At 64.6% G+C, this 20,673-nt stretch carries 18 protein-coding genes; 9 read left to right on the forward strand and 9 right to left on the reverse strand.

Features of this window, described 5'->3' with window-relative positions:
- Nucleotides 1-50: 50 nt before the first annotated feature.
- Both ybaL and ACVIGA_RS12635 read left to right on the forward strand, forming a co-directional pair.
- Nucleotides 51-1,784, forward strand: coding sequence for a YbaL family putative K(+) efflux transporter (gene ybaL, locus ACVIGA_RS12630; RefSeq protein ID WP_456666641.1), 1,734 nt, complete (start codon nt 51-53; stop codon nt 1,782-1,784).
- Between the two features lie 39 nt (nt 1,785-1,823).
- Nucleotides 1,824-2,057, forward strand: coding sequence for a hypothetical protein (locus ACVIGA_RS12635; RefSeq protein ID WP_456666642.1), 234 nt, complete (start codon nt 1,824-1,826; stop codon nt 2,055-2,057).
- A 5-nt stretch (nt 2,058-2,062) separates the two neighbouring features.
- Here ACVIGA_RS12635 and ACVIGA_RS12640 read toward each other — a convergent pair whose 3' ends face one another.
- The 5 genes from ACVIGA_RS12640 to ACVIGA_RS12660 all read right to left on the reverse strand — a co-directional run bounded on the left by ACVIGA_RS12640 (nt 2,063) and on the right by ACVIGA_RS12660 (nt 5,220).
- Nucleotides 2,063-2,287 carry a hypothetical protein gene (locus ACVIGA_RS12640; RefSeq protein ID WP_021081495.1) on the reverse strand — a complete coding sequence of 75 codons (225 nt, stop codon included), beginning with the start codon at nt 2,285-2,287 and terminating at the stop codon, nt 2,063-2,065.
- Nucleotides 2,288-2,315: 28 nt separating this feature from the next.
- The gene (locus tag ACVIGA_RS12645) at nt 2,316-2,591 is read right to left on the reverse strand and encodes a chaperone modulator CbpM (RefSeq protein WP_456666643.1); all 276 of its coding nucleotides are present in this window, start codon (nt 2,589-2,591) and stop codon (nt 2,316-2,318) included.
- Nucleotides 2,588-3,490, reverse strand: a complete 903-nt coding sequence (locus tag ACVIGA_RS12650; RefSeq protein WP_456666644.1) for a DnaJ C-terminal domain-containing protein — start codon at nt 3,488-3,490, stop codon at nt 2,588-2,590. Before ACVIGA_RS12650 ends, ACVIGA_RS12645 begins: the two co-directional genes overlap by 4 nt.
- Before the next feature lie 123 nt (nt 3,491-3,613).
- On the reverse strand, nt 3,614-3,796 hold the full coding sequence (locus ACVIGA_RS12655) for a hypothetical protein (protein ID WP_223977317.1): 183 nt from the start codon (nt 3,794-3,796) through the stop codon (nt 3,614-3,616).
- Between the two features lie 86 nt (nt 3,797-3,882).
- Nucleotides 3,883-5,220, reverse strand: a complete 1,338-nt coding sequence (locus ACVIGA_RS12660; RefSeq protein WP_456666645.1) for a hypothetical protein — start codon at nt 5,218-5,220, stop codon at nt 3,883-3,885.
- Between the two features lie 656 nt (nt 5,221-5,876).
- On the opposite strand from ACVIGA_RS12660, the gene clpB reads away from it, so the two are divergent.
- The 5 genes from clpB (at nt 5,877) to ACVIGA_RS12685 (ending at nt 11,119) form a co-directional block, all read left to right on the forward strand.
- Nucleotides 5,877-8,489 (forward strand): ATP-dependent chaperone ClpB, encoded by a 2,613-nt coding sequence (clpB, locus tag ACVIGA_RS12665; protein ID WP_456666646.1) that lies wholly within the window; start codon nt 5,877-5,879, stop codon nt 8,487-8,489.
- A gap of 102 nt (nt 8,490-8,591) precedes the next feature.
- Nucleotides 8,592-8,861, forward strand: coding sequence for a DUF2171 domain-containing protein (locus ACVIGA_RS12670; RefSeq protein ID WP_050628119.1), 270 nt, complete (start codon nt 8,592-8,594; stop codon nt 8,859-8,861).
- A 117-nt stretch (nt 8,862-8,978) separates the two neighbouring features.
- Nucleotides 8,979-10,034 carry a Dyp-type peroxidase gene (locus ACVIGA_RS12675; protein ID WP_456666647.1) on the forward strand — a complete coding sequence of 352 codons (1,056 nt, stop codon included), beginning with the start codon at nt 8,979-8,981 and terminating at the stop codon, nt 10,032-10,034.
- Complete coding sequence (locus tag ACVIGA_RS12680; RefSeq protein WP_456666648.1) at nt 10,027-10,842, forward strand: family 1 encapsulin nanocompartment shell protein; 816 nt, start codon at nt 10,027-10,029, stop codon at nt 10,840-10,842. Before ACVIGA_RS12675 ends, ACVIGA_RS12680 begins: the two co-directional genes overlap by 8 nt.
- 85 nt (nt 10,843-10,927) lie before the next feature.
- Complete coding sequence (locus ACVIGA_RS12685; RefSeq protein WP_097672779.1) at nt 10,928-11,119, forward strand: hypothetical protein; 192 nt, start codon at nt 10,928-10,930, stop codon at nt 11,117-11,119.
- Nucleotides 11,120-11,128: 9 nt separating this feature from the next.
- Here the strand turns inward: ACVIGA_RS12685 and ACVIGA_RS12690 are convergent, their stop codons facing one another.
- Together ACVIGA_RS12690 and ACVIGA_RS12695 are read right to left on the reverse strand one after the other, a co-directional pair.
- Nucleotides 11,129-12,418 carry an MFS transporter gene (locus ACVIGA_RS12690; protein WP_456666649.1) on the reverse strand — a complete coding sequence of 430 codons (1,290 nt, stop codon included), beginning with the start codon at nt 12,416-12,418 and terminating at the stop codon, nt 11,129-11,131.
- Between the two features lie 184 nt (nt 12,419-12,602).
- A complete protein-coding gene (locus ACVIGA_RS12695; RefSeq protein WP_456666650.1) occupies nt 12,603-13,412 on the reverse strand; it encodes a WecB/TagA/CpsF family glycosyltransferase in 810 nt (269 codons plus the stop codon).
- Between the two features lie 487 nt (nt 13,413-13,899).
- Between ACVIGA_RS12695 and ACVIGA_RS12700 the strand changes: the two genes are divergently transcribed.
- A complete protein-coding gene (locus tag ACVIGA_RS12700) occupies nt 13,900-15,030 on the forward strand; it encodes a GNAT family N-acetyltransferase (protein WP_456666651.1) in 1,131 nt (376 codons plus the stop codon).
- 135 nt (nt 15,031-15,165) lie between these two features.
- Here the strand turns inward: ACVIGA_RS12700 and ACVIGA_RS12705 are convergent, their stop codons facing one another.
- A complete protein-coding gene (locus ACVIGA_RS12705) occupies nt 15,166-16,386 on the reverse strand; it encodes an FAD-dependent oxidoreductase (RefSeq protein ID WP_456666652.1) in 1,221 nt (406 codons plus the stop codon).
- A 515-nt stretch (nt 16,387-16,901) separates the two neighbouring features.
- On the opposite strand from ACVIGA_RS12705, the gene ACVIGA_RS12710 reads away from it, so the two are divergent.
- On the forward strand, nt 16,902-18,227 hold the full coding sequence (locus ACVIGA_RS12710) for a lipopolysaccharide biosynthesis protein (protein WP_456666653.1): 1,326 nt from the start codon (nt 16,902-16,904) through the stop codon (nt 18,225-18,227).
- A gap of 90 nt (nt 18,228-18,317) precedes the next feature.
- Here ACVIGA_RS12710 and ACVIGA_RS12715 read toward each other — a convergent pair whose 3' ends face one another.
- Nucleotides 18,318-20,435: a GumC family protein gene (locus ACVIGA_RS12715; RefSeq protein WP_456666654.1), complete on the reverse strand. Its 2,118-nt coding sequence runs from the start codon at nt 20,433-20,435 to the stop codon at nt 18,318-18,320.
- Nucleotides 20,436-20,673 lie beyond the last annotated feature (238 nt).

The following is a 20,673-nucleotide window of genomic DNA, read 5'->3' on the forward strand; positions in this document are numbered from 1 at the left end:
GCCTCAAATGGTCGCGGTGCACCGCCAACCATGCTGTGCGACAAGGCGAAATGCCGCATGACACACCTCTGATCGCGACCATCGTCGCGGGCCTTGGACTCGCTTTCGTCTTCGGAACCATCGCGCAGCGCTTTCGGGTTCCGCCACTGGTCGGTTATCTCATCGCGGGCGTCGCCGTAGGTCCGTTCACGCCGGGCTTCGTCGCCGATCAGGCGCTGGCAACCGAGCTCGCCGAGCTCGGTATCATTCTCCTGATGTTCGGCGTCGGCCTGCATTTCTCGCTGAACGACCTGCTGTCGGTGCGCGCGATCGCGGTGCCCGGCGCGATCGCGCAGATTGCGGTCGCCACACTGTTGGGCCTCGGCCTCGCGCTGTTGATGGGCTGGACCGTCGGCGCCGGCCTGGTGTTCGGGCTCGCGCTGTCGGTCGCAAGTACCGTGGTGCTGTTGCGCGCGCTGCAGGAGCGCCGGCTGATGGACACCGAACGCGGCAAGATCGCGGTCGGCTGGCTGATCGTCGAGGACCTCGCCATGGTGCTCGCGCTGGTGCTGTTCCCGGCGGTGGCGAGCTTCCAGGGCGGCGATGGCGCCGGGCTCGTCTCCGATCCGCTCGCCACCCGCTTCGGGCTTGGGCTGACCGGCGTGCTGGTGCTGACGCTGGTCAAGATCGCCGTGTTCATCGCGCTGATGCTGGTGGTCGGACGCCGGCTGATCCCGTGGGCCCTGCACTACATCGCACACACCGGCTCGCGCGAGCTGTTCCGGCTGGCCGTGCTCGCAATCGCGCTCTGCATCGCGTTCGGCGCGACCAAGCTGTTCGGGGTTTCGCTGGCACTCGGCGCCTTTTTCGCCGGGATGATGCTGCGGGAATCGCCGCTGAGCCAGCGCGCCGCCCAGGAGACCCTGCCGCTGCGCGACGCATTCGCGGTGCTGTTCTTCGTCTCGGTCGGCATGCTGTTCGATCCGCTCAGCGTGGTGCGCGAACCCTGGCCGTTTCTCGCGACGCTGTTCGTCATCGTGGTCGGCAAGTCGCTCGCCGCACTTTTGATTGTCGTGCTGTTCCGTCACCCGATGGCGACCGCCCTGATGATCTCGGCGAGCCTTGCCCAGATCGGCGAATTCTCCTTCATCCTGGCCGAACTCGGCGTTGCGCTCAATCTGCTGCCGAAGGCCGGCCGCGACCTGATCCTGGCCGGCGCGATCTTCTCGATCATGCTCAACCCGCTGGTGTTCGCGGTGGTCGACTGGCTGACCTCGCGGCTCGAGAAACCGCAGGCCGCCTCGCCGACCGTTGCGACCGCCGAGGCGATCCCGGTCACCGACTTGCAGGATCACACCATCCTGGTCGGCTACGGCCGGGTCGGCAGCCTCGTCGGCGACGCCCTGCATCAGCGCAATGCGCCGTTCCTCGCGGTCGAGGCGTCCGACGACATGGTCGCAAAGCTGAGGCAGCGCGGCTTCGAGGCCCTGATGGGCAACGCCGCGCGCGCCAGCGTGCTGCGCGCGACCAATCCGGCCGGCGCACGATCGCTGGTCATCGCCATTCCCGAAGCCTTCGAGGCCGGACAGATCGTCGAGCAGGCGCGCGCCGCCAATGCCGATATCCGGATCATCGCACGCGCGCATTCCGACGCCGAGGTCGATCATCTGAAGGGCCTCGGCGCCGACATCGTGATCATGGGCGAGCGCGAGATTGCCCGCGGCATGATCGAGGAACTCGACCGCAGGCACGCTGGCATTGCCGTGCAGACTGCGACGACCGCGAGGGAAGATTCTGCGGCTTGAGATAACGGCGTCCACTGCGCGACGAAAGGAGATCAAGACGTGGCATTCAAGAGCCCGCACGTTTCACTGGTGTCGTTCTCGATCGAGATCGGCGCCGAGGCCACGACCAATGTGATGCAGATCGAGACCGACCTGCATCTGAACACCCGCCATCCGAGCTATGACGCCGCGGCAATAGAGCGTCTGGTGCGCGACGCGCAGGCCTATCTTGCCGGCAATGCCTACCAGATCACGCAAATCCGGCTGGTCTCCAACCGCAGCGGCCAGACCTGAAGAAATCAGCCGCCGAGGAATGCGGGCGCCAGATCTTCCTGCACGATGATGTTGGCGGCCTCCGTCGTCAGCTCGCTGCCGACGAGGTCCAGGTTTTTCGCGGCCTCGAACAGCATCGCGCGGACGTCGTCCGGCGTCAGCACGCCCTTTGCGATCAGCTTGCGCACCAGCGCCTGCAAGATCAGAACGTCGATCTCGCCATGGGCCAGCGGCGTCGGCTTGTCCGTCATGATCGTCTCCCGGGACTGAGGTTCGCGGCTAGCGCGGCGATGACGCGATATCCTTGTGCAACTCCTCGAACGCACGGCGCAGGCCGTGCAGCTGGTCGACCAGATGCAGGATGACGTCGATCCCCTCGTCGTTGACGCCGAAATCGCCCTTCAGATCCCGGATCAGATGCGCGCGCGCCACGTCGGTGTCGGAAAAGCTGATCTCGTGCGTGGTCTCGTCCGGAACCAGCCATTGCTGCTCGATCCAGAACTCCAGGGTCTGCACCTCGAGACCCGCATCGATGAGGAACTGCTGCCTGTTCATGATGCACCATCATCGCGTGGATTGAATCCCTTGCGATCCCAGCTCGACACGAACGCCTCGAGCGCGGGATCGGGTCCCTTGGGCAGGACCACCTTGAGCTTGACGAACTCATCGCCGTGACCGCCGCCGACCTTGGGCGCGCCCTTGCCGCGCAACCGCATCGTCGTGCCGGTGTTCGATCCCTTCGGAACGGTCATGGTGACCGCACCCGTCGGGGTCGGAACGTTGACCTTGCCGCCGAGCACAGCCTCCGACAGCGAGATCGGCAATTCGAGCGAGATATCGTCGCCCTCGCGGGTGAAGCGCGGATCGGGGCGCACCTCGACCTCGATCAGCGCGTCGCCGGGACCGCCTTTGCCGCTGCCCGGCATGCCCTTGCTGCGCAGACGAATGACCTGGCCGTCGATGAGCCCCGGCGGGATCGTCACGTCGAGCGTGCCGCCGTCGGGAAGCGTCAGGCGCTTGCTCGCGCCGGTGATCGATTCCGCGAAATCGATCGAAAGGCTGTAGTGCAGGTCGCGGCCGCGCCGGTTGGCGCGGGCCTGCTCGCTGCGCCGGAGCAATTCGGCGAACGCATCGTCCTGGTCCATGTAATCGGCGTAACCGGAACTGTCGGCATAGGGATGCCCCTCACCTGCGGTGGCGAAATCCCGGTAGTAGCGATGCTCTGGCCGCTCGGCGCCGCTTTCATCGATCTCGCCGGCGTCGAAGCGCTTGCGCTTGTCGGCATCCGAGAGCAAATCGTTCGCCGCAGCGACTTCCTTGAACTTTTCTTCGGCCGCCCTGTCGCCCGGATTGAGATCCGGATGCAGCTTCTTCGCCAGCTTTCGATAGGCCTTCTGGATATCGGCCGAGGACGCCGTCGGGGCAACGCCTAGAACCTCGTACGGATTTCTCACAACCTGCTCCGCAACACCGTGAGGGCACCTGCAATCATGAGGGCGCAAAAGCAGCCGATTTGCAAGTGCGCTCGCACATCGCCCGGCAATGAGCGACGCAGCACGCGCTCAGATCGCGGCCCGCTATGACGTATGTCCGGGATCGAGATAATTCGGAATGTTCTTTTTCTGCTGCGGCGTCATCCTGGCGGGATCCGGCTTGCCCGGTACGCCCCGCGGACCGAGCAGGGCTCGCTGCATATCGTCTTCGCTCAGGCGTGGCTTGCCGTCGTCAAGCTGTCCGCTACCACCGTGACTCTGTGCCATGACCGACCTCCTGTGATGATCGCTTGCGCACGGGCGGAAGAGAGTGCGCGCTCCGCCGGGACGAGCCGGCGGAGCGCGATCTTACCTCAACGTTGCTCCCCCCGCTTCTCCTCTGCAGGGTGACCTGCGGCCGGCGCAGCATGCGGCGGCGCCTGAACGTGCGGCGCGGCCTGAACGTGCGGCTCCGGCCGGGCTTCCGGCCTTGCCGCAGGCTCCGGTCGTGCTTCGGGCCGTGCTGCCTGCTCCGGCCGTGCGACAGGCTCCGGCCGCGGTTCCTCCTTGCGCACCTCCTCGGGCCGCCTCTCCGGCGCGGCAGGCCGCGCCGCTTCCGTTGCAGGCCGCGGCTCGACCTTGGGCTCGGCGGCGGGCGCTGCGCGCTTCTCCTCGACCGCAGGCTTGCTCACCTCGGCGGGCGGATGTCCCGCAACGCCCTTCTCGGGGACCGGAAGCGCATGGGATTCGGCAGGCGCCGGTGCAGCGGGATGCGGCTCAACCTTCGTCTCGGGAGCCGGAGCTGCGCGCTTCTCCTCGGCTGCCGGCTTGTTCTGCTGCGCCGCCGGAAGCTCCTTGCCCGGCACCGGAAGCGCGTGCGAGTCGGCCGGTGCAGCTGTGGTTCCCGGGCGCGCAGGCTCCCCGGCCGCCGGCCGTGCAGCGTTGGCCGGCACCGCCTCGCCGGCCGGCCGCGCGCGGACCACGCCCGGCCCCTTCAACTCGCCGGGACGCGCCGTTGCGGCGACCGCGGGCACGCCGTTGTTGGCCCGCTTGAACAGGCTCGGATCCTGGCTTGCGGTCTCGACCTGCTTGCGTTGCAGCGGCGTCGCCGCGAAATGCTGCTCCTTGGCGATCGTACGTTCGGCGGGAGTCGGCCGTACCTCGATGCCGCCGCGGCCGCCATTGTAGCTGACGTTGTTGATGGCGGTCTGATTGATCGTGACATTCTTCTCGTAGACGTTGGTGATCCGCGCGCCCTGCAGATTGTTCACGGTGCGGTTGTAGAAGAAGTTGCCGTGATCCCAGCGGCCGCCTTCGTAGCCTGAACCGCCGTAGCCGAAGCCGTAATTGACGCCGCCGTAGAAGCCGACGCGATCGCCCCAATAGCCCTGATGGAAAATGAAACCGCCGCCGAACGCGCCCCAGTAACCGGGGGTCCAGAGCAGTCCGACCCGCGGCGGCTGCACCCAGGTGCCCGGCACCCAATAGTAATCGCCGCGATCCTCGTCCCACGACCAATTGCCCGGTGACCACATGTAACCCGGCCCGGGCACCGGCGGCTGATCGTAGGTCGGCAGCGGCGGCGGCGCGGTGTCGACGGCAGAGACCGGCGCGCATGCCGCATCCTGCGCGATTGCCGGCACGGCAGTCGCAGTGAACAGCGCCGTGGCGATCGCGGCGCACGACGCGGTCGAAAGAAGACGAGTGATCATTGGGAGCCTCTTCGATGAGCACGTTCAACGTGAGAACCGGAACAAAAGTTCCGGTGCATCGGCAATGCACCGACACACTTCATCGCTAGCGCCTTGACCTTACATCAACCTGAAACAGCGCCAAACGCATCGCGCAGCTATTCATCGACCGTTCAGAGTGTGCAGGGACTCATCATCGCGCGATTCAGCGGAACAGCGCGCGATGCACGTCTGCATCATCGCGTGCATTCCGCGAGGTGCGAGACGACAGTTACTGAAATCGCAAACATGACTTCGGCTCTCGCACGATTGCAACGATCCGGGATCGTCGCGCCGCTCGCTTCGCAAGCACCGCGATCAGCCGAGCCACCACCGGCGTGATGCGGACCCCGATTTGTCGGCGCGTCCGTAGCATTGCCGCCGATGAGTGCCAGAAGCGAACACCGGCAGTCGCAACACCTCGAAAGCGGTATGCCGGCGGCCGCGCTCCGCGATTGACACACCCCTGAAACGACCACACGATACGACCTGCGACAGCGTCAGGCCCGCGGTTTTCCGCCGGCGCGATTGCAACTCGGCTGCCGCATGATGGATGTCATCGTTCCGCCATCTGTCGCCGGCGGCAATGCGTGGCGTGACTTGATCTCGACGAGCCTGTGCTGCCTTGAGGTGCCACCATGAACATTGAAAAATATACCGATCGCCTCCGCGGCTTCATTCAATCGGCACAATCGTTGGCGATGCGCGAGGGGCATCAGCAGTTCTCGACGCTCCATATCCTGAAGGTGCTGCTGGACGACAATGAGGGCCTCGCGGCCGGCCTGATCGACCGGGCCGGCGGCAACTCGCGCGCGATCCTCAAGGCGACCGAAGACGCGCTGGCGAAGGTGCCCAAGGTCAGCGGCGCCGGCTCCGGACAGATCTATATGGCGCCCGAGACCGCGCGTACCTTCGCCGCCGCGGAACAGGCCGCCGACAAGGCCGGCGACAGCTTTGTCTCGGTCGAACGCATGCTGCAGGCGCTGGCAGCCGACAAGGACAGCGAAGCCGGCAAGCTGCTCGCCAAGGGCGGCGTCAATCCGCAGAACCTGAACGCGGCGATCAACGCGCTGCGCAAGGGCCGCACCGCCGACAGCGCGTCGGCCGAGAATGCCTATGACGCGCTGAAGAAATACGCCCGCGACCTCACCCAGGCCGCGCGCGACGGCAAGCTCGACCCGGTGATTGGCCGCGACGAGGAGATACGCCGCACGATTCAAGTTCTGTCACGCCGCACCAAGAACAATCCCGTCCTGATCGGCGAGCCCGGCGTCGGCAAGACCGCGATCGTCGAGGGCCTGGCGCTGCGCATCGTCAATGGCGACGTGCCGGAAAGCCTGCAGGACAAGGCGCTGCTCGCGCTCGACCTCGGCGCGCTGATTGCCGGCGCCAAGTATCGCGGCGAGTTCGAGGAACGGCTCAAGGCGGTGCTGCAGGAGGTGACGTCCGCCGAGGGCGGCATCATCCTGTTCATCGACGAGATGCACACCCTGATCGGCGCCGGCAAGGGCGACGGCGCGATGGATGCATCGAACCTGCTGAAACCCGCGCTGGCCCGCGGCGAGTTGCACTGTATCGGCGCCACCACGCTCGACGAATACCGCAAGCATGTCGAGAAGGACGCGGCGCTGGCGCGGCGGTTCCAGCCGGTGTTCGTCTCCGAACCGACGGTCGAAGACACCATCTCGATCCTGCGCGGCCTCAAGGACAAATACGAGCAGCATCACGGTGTGCGCATCGCGGATTCGGCGCTGGTCGCCGCCGCCACGCTGTCGAACCGCTACATCACCGACCGCTTCCTGCCCGACAAGGCCATCGACCTGATGGACGAGGCCGCAGCGCGGCTGAAGATGCAGGTCGATTCCAAGCCTGAGGAACTCGACTCGCTCGACCGCGAGATCATCCGCCTCAAGATCGAGCAGGAGGCGCTGAAGAAGGAGACCGATCTCGGCTCCAGGAGCCGCCTGCAAACCCTCGAGAAGGATCTCGTGGATCTCGAGAAGAAGTCGGCGGACATGACGTCGAAATGGCGGTCGGAGAAGAGCAAACTCTCCGACGCGCAGAAGATGAAGGGCGAGCTCGAGCAGTTGCGCACCGAGCTTGCCAATGCGCAGCGCAAGGGCGAGTTCCAGAAGGCCGGCGAGCTGGCCTATGGCCGCATTCCCGAGCTCGAGAAGAAGCTCGCATCGGTCGAGGCCAGCGAGACCTCGTCCGCCAGCGAGACCGTGACCGCCGACAATATCGCGCAGGTGGTGTCGCGCTGGACCGGCGTCCCCGTCGACAAGATGCTGGAAGGCGAGAAGGACAAGCTCCTGCGCATGGAGGAGATGCTCGGCAAGCGCGTCGTCGGCCAGGCCGAGGCCGTGCGTGCGGTGTCGACCGCGGTGCGCCGCGCCCGCGCCGGCCTCCAGGATCCGAACCGGCCGATCGGCTCGTTCATGTTCTTAGGTCCGACCGGCGTCGGCAAGACCGAGCTCGCAAAAGCGCTCGCCGAATATCTGTTCGACGACGAGACCGCGATGGTCCGTCTCGACATGTCCGAGTTCATGGAGAAGCACTCGGTCTCGCGGCTGATCGGCGCGCCGCCCGGCTATGTCGGCTACGACGAGGGTGGCGCACTGACCGAAGCCGTTCGGCGGCGGCCGTACCAAGTGGTGCTGTTCGACGAGATCGAGAAGGCGCATCCCGACGTCTTCAACGTGCTGCTGCAAGTGCTCGACGACGGCCGCCTGACCGACGGCCAGGGCCGCACCGTCGATTTCCGCAACACGCTGATCATCATGACATCGAATATCGGCGCCGAGTACCTCGTCAACCAACCGGAGGGACAGCCGACCAGCGCGGTGCGCGAGCAGGTGATGAACATGGTGCGGGCGCACTTCCGCCCCGAATTCCTCAACCGCATCGACGAGATCATCCTGTTCCACCGGCTGCAGAAGAGCGACATGGGCCGCATCGTCGAGATTCAATTCTCGCGCCTGCGCAAGCTGCTCGAGGATCGCAAGATCGATCTCGAACTCGATCCGAAGGCGCGCGACTGGCTGGCCGAGAAAGGCTGGGATCCGGCCTATGGCGCCCGCCCGCTGAAACGGGTGATCCAGCGCAGCGTGCAGGATCCGCTCGCCGAAATGATCCTAGCCGGCGACGTCCGCGACGGCTCGCAGGTGAAGCTCTCCGCCACCAAGGCCGGCCTCACCTTCAACGGCAAGAAGCCCGAGAACGCCGCGGCGGACGAATTCGAACCGGTGTGAGAGAAGCCCGGATGGCCAACGACGCGCCGTCATCGCCGCGTCGTCCAGGCGCATCATATGCAAGCTGAATGTACAAGCCGACCTGCAACCAGGGAGAGCGTCATGACGCAGCAGAACATCAAGGACAACATGGAGGTCATCGGCGCCGACGGCGTGCATGTCGGCACCGTCGATCACGTTGAAGGCAACCGCATCAAGCTCAAGAAGAGCGAAAGCGACGGCTTCCACAAAGGCCATCACCATTATATCGAACTCGGCTTCGTCGCCGGTGTCGAAGGCTCCAAGGTCCGGCTCTCCGCCAACGCCGCCATCGCGGTGACCCTCGAGGAGGAGAAGTCCGGAAAGCCGGTTGGTCCGTCCGCGGAAGCCTAGCAATCCGGGCTCTTGTAAAGGCTCCGATGGCATGCTCCTCTGCCCTGTCTGGACGTCGATCCGGCGTCCGGTCCAGACCTTTTTCGCGTGAAAGTGCCGTTAGTTAAGGAGAGATGCGTGCCATCAGCCGTTCCGCAACCGGTCGCTGCGAAGCTGACGCGCGCGGCCATCTTCCTTGCGGTCACGATCAAGCCCAATCCGGAATTTGATTCCGTGGTGCGGTCGCTGTGTGCGGACGTGGCTGCGCTGGTACGCGCGGTCGGCTTCCGCGATCTCGAGGGCCGGCTGTCCTGCGTCATGGGCATCGGCTCGGATGCATGGGACCGGCTGTTCGGCGCGCCGAAGCCGCAAGGCCTGCATCCGTTCCGCGAGATCAATGGCGTCCACCACGCCGTCGCGACGCCGGGCGACCTGCTGTTTCACATCCGCGCAGTGCCGATGGACCTGTGCTTCGAGCTCGCGACACAGATCATGTCGCGGCTCGGCGATGCGGTTGCGACCTCGGACGAGGTGCACGGCTTCAAATATTTCGACGAGCGCGACCTGCTCGGCTTCGTCGACGGCACGGAGAATCCGGAGGACCAGGCGGCCACTGACGCCACCATCATCGGCGACGAGGACCCGGCCTTCGCCGGCGGCAGCTATGTGGTCGTGCAAAAATACCTGCACGATCTGAAGAAGTGGAACGAGCTGCCGGTCGAGATGCAGGAGAAGATCATCGGCCGCACCAAATTGTCCGACATCGAGCTCGACGATGCCGTGAAGCCGAGCTACGCGCACAATGCCCTGACGACGATCGTCGAGAACGGCGAGCAGCTCGATATCGTCCGCGACAACATGCCGTTCGGCAACATCAGCAAGGGCGAGTTCGGCACCTATTTCATCGGCTATGCCAAGTCCCCGCACCGGATCGAGCAGATGCTGGAGAACATGTTCGTCGGCAAGCCGCCGGGCAATTACGACCGCCTGCTCGACTTCAGCCGCGCCGTGACCGGCACGCTGTTCTTCATCCCGTCGGCGACCTTCCTGGAAGATGTCACCAACGAGCCACTCGCGGCGGCTGAGCCGTCGCTGGATGACGCCGGGGCTGACGAGGCACCTGCACAAAAAATACCGCCGTCCGACGGCTCGCTCGGGATCGGCTCACTCAAAGGAGAGGCTGGACATGAATAATCTTCATCGGGGACTGGCCCCCATCTCGGACGCGGCATGGGCCCAGATCGAAGAGGAAGCCTCGCGGACGTTGAAGCGCCATCTGGCGGCGCGCCGTGTCGTCGATGTCGATGGCCCGAAGGGAACGGACTTCTCCGCGGTCGGCACCGGCCATCTGAAGAAAATCGCGACACCCGGCGACGGCGTCGAGGCAACGCAACGCGACGTCCGCGCGCTGGTCGAGCTGCGCGTGCCGTTCGAGCTGTCGCGCCAGGCGATCGACGATGTCGAACGCGGCTCCAATGATTCCGACTGGGATCCGCTCAAGGACGCCGCGCGCAAGATCGCCTTCGCCGAGGATCGCGCGGTGTTCGATGGCTACACCGCCGCCGGCATTCAGGGCATCCGCCAGGGCACCAGCAACCCGGTGCTGACGCTGCCGTCGAGCATCAAGAATTACCCCGCTGTGGTCGCGCAGGCGGTCAGCCAGTTGCGGCTCGCCGGCGTCAACGGTCCCTACACGTTGCTGCTCGGCACCGAGCCCTACACCGCGATCGGCGGTGCGACCGACGATGGCTATCCTGTGCTGCAGCACATCCAGCGCCTGATCGACGGCAAGATCATCTGGGCGCCTGCGATCGCGGGCGGCGTCCTGCTCACCACCCGCGGCGGCGACTTCCAGCTCTCGATCGGCCAGGATCTTTCGATCGGCTATCTCAGCCACTCCGCGACCTCGGTCCAGCTGTATTTCCAGGAGACCATCACCTTCCTGATGCTGACCAGCGAAGCGTCGGTGGTGCTTGCGCCGGAGGCGAAGAAACCCGCCTAGTCGTACCGGCGTTGACTCTTCCAGGAAGCCTCCGGCCGATCTGTGCCGGAGCTTCCGTTGAACTTCAACGAAGAGGAGGCGCGCAATGGACTACGATCTCTACATCAACCCGAAGAAGGCGTCGGTCGGCCTTTATGTTCGCAAGGGCGCCGGCCTGCCCGATCTCGGCGACGCCAAGGACTGGGTGTTCGACGGCACCTCGGCGCAGGCCAACCTGCCGCCACAGCTCGTGAAAGAGATCGAGGCCAACGGCCACGCCTTTCGCGACATGGACTGAGTTCAGCGGTTACTTCTCGCCGACCTTCACCGGGGCGGTCTCGGGCATCAGGCTCATGGCCACGATGCCGACCGCCGCCGCGAGCAGCAGATACCAGGACGGCGCCAGCGGATCTCCGGTCACGTGCAGCAGCCACGTGACCACGAGCTGCGCAGTGCCGCCGAAGGTCGCGATCGCGACCGCGTAGATCGTCGCGAACACACCGCCGCGGATATTCTGCGGCAACGCTTCGGTGAAGGCGGCGTAGAACGCCGTGAACGGCAGCGATCCGATGAATGACAGGATGCCGAAGCCGAACAGCAGCGACCACGCGCCGGGGTCCCGGACGATCCACAGGAAGGCCGGATAGGTCAGCACCAGCACGACGAGCTGCGGCCAGATCATGATCGGCTTGCGTCCGAGCCGGTCGGCAAGCCAGCCGCCCAGCACCGCGCCGATGATCTGAAGTCCGTTGCTCACCAGCGATACGGTGAACGCCAGCGACGGCGACACATGCAGCGTATTCTTGGCGTAGGTCGTCATGTACTGCGTCACGTAGGTCGAGATCGTGCCGCTGGCCAGGATCATCACGGCCAGCAGGATCACGCGACTGTGCCGGCGCGCCAGCGTGATATGGTTCGCGCGCTCAACGCCCGCCGCGGCGCGGTCGCTGTGAGAAACCGTCTCCGGCAGCGTTCGACGCATCCAGATGCCGAACGGCAGGCAGACCGCCCCGAGCAGGAATGCGACCCGCCATCCGTAAGCCTGCAGCATGTCGGGCGCCATCGTGCTGCTCAGGATGACGCCGACAAGGGCACCGACGGTCGCCGCGATCTCCTGACTGGCCGGCTGCCAAGCCACCACCAGGCCGCGATTCCTGGGTGCCGCGATTTCGATGAGATAGGCCGTGGTCGGTCCAACCTCGCCGCCGAGCGCGAATCCCTGCACCATCCGCGCCAGGATCACGATGATCGGCGCCACGACGCCGATCGCGGCATAGGACGGCGTCAGCGCGATGGTCAGGATCGCGCCACCCATCAGCGCAAAGCTCAGCAGCATCGCCGGCCGCCGGCCGACCCGGTCGGAGAAGATGCCGAGCACGACGCCGCCAATGGGGCGCGTCAGGAAACCGGCGCCGAAGGTCGCAAGCGACAGCATGAGGCTGCCGTATTCGCTATGCGCGGGGAAGAAGGTGCGCCCGATCTCGGTCGCAAAGAAGCTGTAGGTGATGAAGTCGTAGAACTCCAGCATGTTGCCGATGGTCGCGGCAAAGGCTGCGCGCTTGACATCGAACTGTTCCGTGCTCGCAATGTCCGGCAACGCTCTCGGTTCCCTGGGGCTGGCTGTCCGGAGCGAGTATCATTCCTCAGGCCATGCAAGGCAAGCCATGGCCTATCGCGCGTCCGCGTGCAACGCGAGCGATGATATCTTGTGCTGCGCGCATCGAATGGGCTTGCAACGGCGGAGGATCGGCCCGGAACGCAGCTTGCGCGCGCTAGCGAGTTCAGTCCCTTGTCGACGAGGACCCGGTACCGTTGAACAGCAGATACAGGGCGTGTGGGTTGGTCGTCAGATAGCGCCAGAACAGCCGGCGCGGCTCGAGCCAGACACGCCAGGCCCATTCGAGCCCGACGATCTGCATCCATCTCGGCGCACGCGGCCGCGATCCGGACAGGAAGTTGAACAATCCGCCCGATGTCTTGATGACGCCGACATTGCCGAGCCGCGACATGAATTCGTCGACGAAGGCCTGCTCGTAGGGCACGCCAAGCGCGACCCAGAGAAAGTCCGGCGCCAGGGCATTGATCTCATCCACCTTGGCGCGAAGCGCGTCGCCGCGCAGATAGCCGTGCGAATGGCCGACGATCTTGAGCGCCGGATAGGCTCGGCGGACATTGGCGATTGCCGCCTTGTTTTCGGCCTCGTTCGCGCCGAACAAATAGAAGGTCAGCCCGAGTTCTTCCGCCTTGCGCGCGACGTCGTGAAACAGATCCGTGGTCGCAACGCGCTCGGGAAGCGGGTTCGGCGACCGCAGCTTCGACACCATCACCAGCGGCTGTCCGTCGGCATTGATCAGGTCGGCGGCACGGAACAGCCGGTCGGTCATCGGCTCGGTGGAGCAGCGCGACAGCACCTCGCCATTGGCTGATGTCAGATAAAGCGGCCGATTGATACGCCGGTTCGGATGCACCGCCTCGACCATGAAGTCCGCGGTCTGCTCGCGATCGAGCACGGCGAGCCGCAGCCCGCCGATAGTCGCCCGGAGAACGCCGGCAGTCGCAGCCCTGCCGACAGGATTGATGCGACGCTCCACGCCGCTCGATGATCCGGCTGGCACATCCGAGGAGGAAACCGGTTGCCCGGCGCTCGAAGTGTCGCAAATCCGGACAGATGGAGCAGCCACATCCGAATTGAGACGCCGGGGCCGCTCGCGATCGGCCTGTGGGGGCGAAATCGCGTCGGAAACGCGGGCGTTTTGGCTGTTAGTCAACATTTCGGCAGGGCTCCAGTCCTTACGAGCCCTAAACTGCAATATCCGGTCCAGACCGCTTGCGATCTCGCGTGGCAGTTTGATGTAAGACGAGCCGCAAGAGATTGTTAACGAAATCTGGCGGCACCGCGACAGCATCACACTGGATCCTGCCAGGCCGGCGACGTTCGAGCAGCAACACTGCGCAAAGGTCGAGGGACCGCATTAATACAAATCGCATTCTCCCGGTGCCCGAGGTCGTCAGCCTTTGCTATAAGGAGATCACGGCGGCTCGACCGACGCTTTTGAAAACCCGTTTGTTTGGTTTCACATGAATAAGAATGATGACGCGTTCGATGTCTGCATCGACGACGCATTCGACTTCCTGTCTCAAGAATACGCGACATTGTTCGAAGGCTCGGACGCGACCGCCTTTCAGCATCCGCTGTGGCTCGACAGCCTCTATCGCAAGCTCGCTCCCGCCGCGGCGGCGAAGCCGCTGGTCGTCGTCGTCCGTCATCGCGCCAACAAGGCGCTGGCGGCCGTGCTGCCGCTGTTGCGCGTGCGCCGCGGGCCGATGCGGACGATCGAATTCGCCGACCTTCGCGTGTCCGACTATTTGTCGCCGGTTTGCGCCGCGACGACGTTCGCCGAACTGCTGCAGGACCGCCAGGCCTGCGAGAAGCTTCGCAAGCTGGTCCGGCCGTTCGACCTGCTGCGCATTCCCAAGCTGCTCGATGCCAGGATGCCGATCGAGAATCTGCTCGGGGCGCCTCACCGCAGTCTGATGGATACCAATGCCTACGCGACGGTCCTGTCCGCGCCGTTCGAGCAATGGCAGATCAACGCGCTGGGCAAGTCCTATGTGAAAGAGCTGGCGAAGAAGTGGCGCCAGATCCACAAGAAGGGCACACTCACCTTCGCATGTTGCACCGACAGCGCTTCGATCGGCGAAGCCATGGACGTGATGAGGAAGTTTCGCGGTCCGCGGTTCCACGCACACGGCGATGGTGACCTGCTGCAGCGACCGGAATATTTCGATTTCTATTCGAGCGTGGCGCTTCGCGGCATGGGCGCCTTTACCCGGCTCTACACCATGAAGATGGATGGCGAGGTCATCGCCACGGCACTTGGCCTCGCCCACAGCGGCCGCCTGCTCATCGTCATGACGGCTTTCGACATCGAGGGATACAAGAGCCAGTCGATCGGCGCGCTGACGTTCGAAAGTGTTGCCAAGGATTGCATCGAGCGCGGAGACCGGGTGCTGGATTTCACCATCGGTGACGAGCCCTACAAGATGCAGTTCGGAGGCCAGCCCACGCCGATGTCGAGCGTGACGCAGGCCGGCAGCGCGGCCGGATCGCTTGCATTGTTTGCGCTGAAGCAGGCGCCCTGGATCAAGCAGGCGGCGAAGCGGGTGACCGACCTCAGGCCGATCCGCACTTCGACCGGTACACGCTAGATCGTGATGAGATCAGATTGAGCTGGACCGCGTCGAAAGTTCACCCCTCCCTTGGGAGAGGTGAACCGAGACCGCACCAAGCCGATTTCAATCAAAACTCATCCGGCCTTAGAGCCGTTTGAGACGCGCGCCCCCTTAGCGGAGTGCGCTGCGGACGCGCATGACCCATCCCGGATGAATCCGGTCCACCTGATGCGTGACCATGCGGCGCAGGAAGTGCAGCTTCCGCTGCATGGTCCAGCGTACATCGGTGTTGGAGGTCAAAGCCTCGCGGAAGCGCGCCAGCTGCAGCGAATGCCGGTCGGCGGCGAGCTTGTCGTGATCGGAATAGAACTGCGCGATCTTCTCCGTGCCCATCCCGTCTGTCTCGAGCCAGCGCGGCACATATTCGGTGCAGAGACGCTCGACATCCACCAGGAGCCGGCTCACGCCGGTACCGGCCGCGGGACAATTGGTCTGGTAGGCATCGCCGATCAGCACGACGCCGGGCTGCAGATGGCCCTCGGTCACCGACAGGTCCATGACCCAATTGTGCACCTGGCCGACGATCTGGAAATCGCCGAGGTAGCGCTCCAGTCCCGGCATCAGGCGGAACAGCGTCCGCCTGGTGTCGCGGCGCAGCTCGCGCATGATCGGATCGGTCGGATCGCGGAACATGAACAGGTTGGCGCGCATGCCGCCCGACATCGGAAACATGCTGAGATAGTCGACGCCGTCAGCCGCCTGCTTGCCGTAGCAGGTCAGCGCGTCGAAGCCGAAAGGCGCGTTGTCCGGCTTTGCAATGGTGAACCCGAACGAAATCGAGTGGCGCTCGGCAAGCATTTGGCGGCGCATTCCGAGATTATAGCCAAGCGCGCCCGCCATGCCGGTCGCCAGGACGACCAGGCGCGAGACGACGCGCTTTCCGGAGGCCAGCGTCAATTGCTGGCGATCCTCGCTGCAGCTGACATTGGTCACCTGGTCGAGCAGGAAGCTGGACGCATCCGGCGTCAGGCCGCGGGCCATATTGACGAGGTTGGCGTAGGAAATCCCGTAGGACCGGCCGACACCGATATCGACCAGTCTGCCGTCCCTGATGTTGAGCACGCGGTCATAGGGCGCGGCGACCGCCTCGACGTCATCGATGAAGCCCAGGCGTCGGAAGATATCGATCTGCCGCCCGGCGATCTTTTCGACCCGAAATTCATCCGGCGGGATCGAGCGCTTGTCGATCAGGACGACGCGATAGCCGGCCCGGGAGAGGACGGCACGCGCGAGCGAGCCCGCCAAACCGGCGCCGACAATGGCGACATCCGCTTCGATCGTTTCAGCCTCGCAGGTTGCGATCGGCTGGGTCATGCTTTCCTCGGCAATCATCTTTGTCCGCTCCGACGGCTAATTGGTCACGGAACTGCAATTTCCTTGCCTGCCCTGCCGCTGCGCAGAACGGACACGACGAGTTCCAGTATTGAGGTTAACGACACCGCCCGTACCGCGATCAGCCCCTTCCCGGCACGTGGCTTGCAGCCACAGAGGTCGTGAAACTGATGTTTTGGACGCTCCACAGCAGGCTGGCGGGACGATCGGCTGGCCGTGGAGCTTCGGCGGGTGCGGTTGACGCGCTAACGCGGTTTCAACCAGCAGGGTCCACGCTGTTGAACCGAGCGGCGGGGAACAATCCAATCTGCACCGTTTGGACACAGCAAGGACGGCAGCGTTCCAGAATGGAGCAGCGCGACATATTGGCCAGGTTCACGGCTGCGTGGCGCCTGAAGGCTGAAAGGAACGGAATTTTAGCAAGAGAACATTAACACTCCTGACCTCACCGATTGCTAGGGTCAGCAGCCTGACAGGATATTGAGACCTCACTTGTGATTGCCTCTGTTCTTCAAATGCTACGGCGCGATGTCACGCGCGGCGTTGCCGGCACCATCCTCCTCAAGGTTGGCAGCGGCGGACTCGCGTTCGCCCTGTTCTCGCTGGCGGCGCGGACGATGACGCCCGACGCGTTCGGAGACTTCGCAACCTTGCTCTCCGTCGCCCAGATCGCGGCGGTCGTGGGCCTGGTCGGTCAGGAGCTGCTGCTGGTTCGCTTCCTCAATGAGTACGAGGTGCGCGGCCAGGCCGAGCTCACCAAGGGTGTGCTGCTGTCGAGCCTGAAGTACTCGGCGATCGGGATGCTGATCTCGATCGCCGCGATCGCCGCGGTGGCAGGCATTCGCGGCGAATGGTGGCTCTTGATCCTCTCGGTCTCGGCGTTCACCGCCGTCAATGCCGGGCTGATGCTCGGCAGCCAGATCGCACGATCACTGGTCAGCATCCTGATGGGCGAAGGCAATCGCGAATTCTTCTGGCGGGTTGCCGTCGTCCTGGTCCTGATCGCGGTGCTGTTCAGCCACCGCCAGCTCACCCCCGCCGAACTGTTCACCGCGATGACGGTCGCGATGGCGTTGGGGCTGGTCGTGCAGATCGTGTCGATCATGCGCGTGCTGCCGAACCTGCGTACGGTCACGGCGCGCTTCGAGACGTCGCGCTGGAACCGCAGCGCGTTCCGCTTCTGGCTCGCCTCGATTCTCGAAGCAGCGAATCAGTATTTCGACGTCATCCTGGTCTACTGGATGCTGGATCCGGCCACTGCCGGCGTCTATTTCGCCGCCTCGCGCCTGGCGAACATCTTCGCGATGCTTTCCGCTGCGCTCTACACGTTCGGCGCGCGCCGGCTGCCGTCGCTGTATTTCAGCAAAAATCACCGCGAGCTCGAACATACGCTGAAGCTGATGGCCGAGGTGACCGCGCTCTGCGTGCTCAGCGGGCTCGTCATCGTCTGGGTCGGCGCTCCCTACCTGCTCGGCCTGTTCGGACCGCACTTCGCCGCGCAGCAGTGGGTGTTGATCGTGCTCGCGATCGGAACGGCCTTCCAGGCGGCAGGCGGGCCGTCGGCCGCGGTCCTGCAACTGACGGGGCATGAGCGCGATTATGTTCCTGTGGTCGCCGCCAACGTGGCGTTGCGGCTGGTCGGATTTGTTGTGCTGATCCCGTGGCTCGGCGTGCTCGGGGCGGCGATCTCGGCGACGGTTTCCCTGGTGCTCGCCACCATCGCGCTCAATGTGCTGTGCCGCCGGCGGACCGGCGTCGACCCCTCAATTCTGGTGCTGTCGCATCTCTCGTCGTCGAAGGCCGGCGCTTACGCCGTCCGTGTTGCGGATGGCAAGGACTAGAGCGTCTTCAAGCGAAAGCCTGTCCCGCACGTGATGTGGGATGGACGCCGGTTCGCGTGAAGAAACCGCGTCGAACAGGAATCCCGAGCTTCAGCTTGCCAATCCCAGGGCTTCGCGCTGGGGATTGCTCACGGCGGCATTGCCCGCCACGCGATTGACGACGAGCGCAATCGGGACCGAACCGAACCTCGACAGATCGGCCCGCGCCTTGCCGATCGCAGCCGTGTTGGCGGCGCCCTCGCGAACCACCAGGATCACGAGGTCGGCGTGGGCGGCCAGCGCGACGGCGGCCGGCTGCACGGCAAGCGACGATGCGTCGACGATGATCAGGCCGAAATCGGCGCGAATGTCGTCCTGCGGATAGGGCGGCTCCTTGCTGCTGGCGCCCAGCAGTTCGACGACCGACGGCAGATCGGCCTTGATGATCCCAGCACCTTGCGGCGGCGCGGCTTCGGCGCGGCTGGTTTCCATCTCGATCAGGACGCTGAGCATCCCGTTCTTGACGGCGGACCGGTTGAGCGACCGTGCGACGGTGCTGCCGCCCGTACCGGTCTCGACCGACAGCAGCAGCGCCACCTTGCCGTGCTCACCCGGAAGCTGCTCGATGTTCTCGATCAGCAACTGAAGATGCGGACTGAGATCGGGCTCGGCCGTCGTCGAAATCGGGGTCTGCCAGACGCTCCTGACCGCATCTGGCGACACTAAGTTCGGAATGCGGGCCAGCACCGGCAGGCCCGGCGGCAGCGCAGATTGCGGCGCGGCCGGAGCCGGCACCGGTGCGGGCGCAGGCGCCTCGGCGCGGCGAAGCGGCGGAATACTCTTGATCGGGAGCTGCTTCAGATCGAGACCGGGAACAGCGACGATCGCCGTCGACGTCAGCAGCGAGACGATCGCGAGCGCGACGAGCAACAAAGGAAGCGGCGGAAGCGTCGAACGAATCGGCGGCGTCGCCGGAGATGCGATCTTGGTTTGCGAGTTCTGAAGCCCGCGCTGCTCGTCGGTCGTCCTGTAGCGCGACAGGAACTGCTCGTAGATGTTCTTGTTGGCGTCGGCGTCGCGCTGCAATTCCTGCAACTTAACGAACGCCTGGCCGTCGACCAGGATCTGCGACTCGGCCGCCTTCAGCTGGTCCTCGAGCGCCTTCTGCTGGTCGCGCTGCGCCTCGTATTCCGACTTCGCGGTGTCGATGTTCTTCTTGCGCTCGATCTCGATCTGCCGGTTGAGATCGCTCAACTGGCTGAGCGCCATCACGAGGTCGGGATGACGATCGCCGAGCACCCCGCGCTTCTGCGCAATCTGGTCGTTGAGCGCGGAGCGCTGGGCCCGCAGCGCGCTCAGTAGGTCCTGCTTGGCCGGCCCGTCGACATTGGCCTTCAGGTCGCGTTGCAACTGCTCATAGCGCGCCTTGGCTTCTTCAGTGCGGGCGCGCGCCGCGGCAACCTGCTGCGTCAGGTCGGTGACGCGCAATTGCTGTGTGGTGGATTCCTTGCCGGCGTTGACGATCCGGTGCTCAAGCTTGAACTTGGCAACGGCATCTTCCGACGTCCGCAGCCGGTCGTTCAAGGTCTTCAGCCGGCTCTTCAGCCAGTCGGCGGCCTCGTCGGTTGCCACGCTGCGCGTCCCGCGCTGGCTGGCGACGAACGCCTCGGCCACCGCATTGGCGTAGTACGCCGCGCGCTGCGGGTTGTCGGATGTGAACTTGATGGCGATAACATAGGTTAGTCCGCGCCTTGAGATATCGAGCCGGCTGCGAAACCGGTCGAGCAGACGCGTCGTGTCGGTCTTGCCTCCGGAGATGTCGTTGTCCTCGGCGACCTTGAGCTGATCGATCAGCGGCCCGAGAAATCCATCGGACTTGGCGATCTCGACGTAGCTTTGCAGTGCTGCGGCATCTTGACCGATGCCGGGCAGGACGTCCTGATCGGCGGTTACGCGCTGCTCGCGCGGGTCGACGACGACGAGCGCCGTCGCGGCGTAACGCGCCGGGATCAGCATCAACAGGATGATACCGACCGCGAAGATGACCGCGGCCAGCATCAGGATCCGTTGACCCTTCTCACGAAAAAAGGCCAGCACGCCAGGAATGCTAAGCACGCCCTTGGTGGTTTCCGCCGAAGATTGGCCGGCCGGCACGCCGGCAGTTTCCCACGACGCTGCGGGTTCCGTGACTTCGGAACGTCTCGGGCCTATGCGGCTACCGAACTTCATGGGCTCTGACTCGAATTCAACTGACACTACTGCTCCAACGTAAATATCTATGGTTAATCGCCGGTTACCCCCCCTTCGCGTTGCCGTAACCAATTAGTTAACGAGCCGGCGGTACCCTGTCCGTGAGATAATAGCTCTCGATTGCCGACACATGTCTGATTGCTAAATGAGCAGTAACCTCAACACGCGCTACTCGATGCACGAGCGCGCTTCGCGTGATAGTTACGCGCGCAAAAAT

The organism is Bradyrhizobium sp. USDA 3240, from assembly GCF_054063295.1.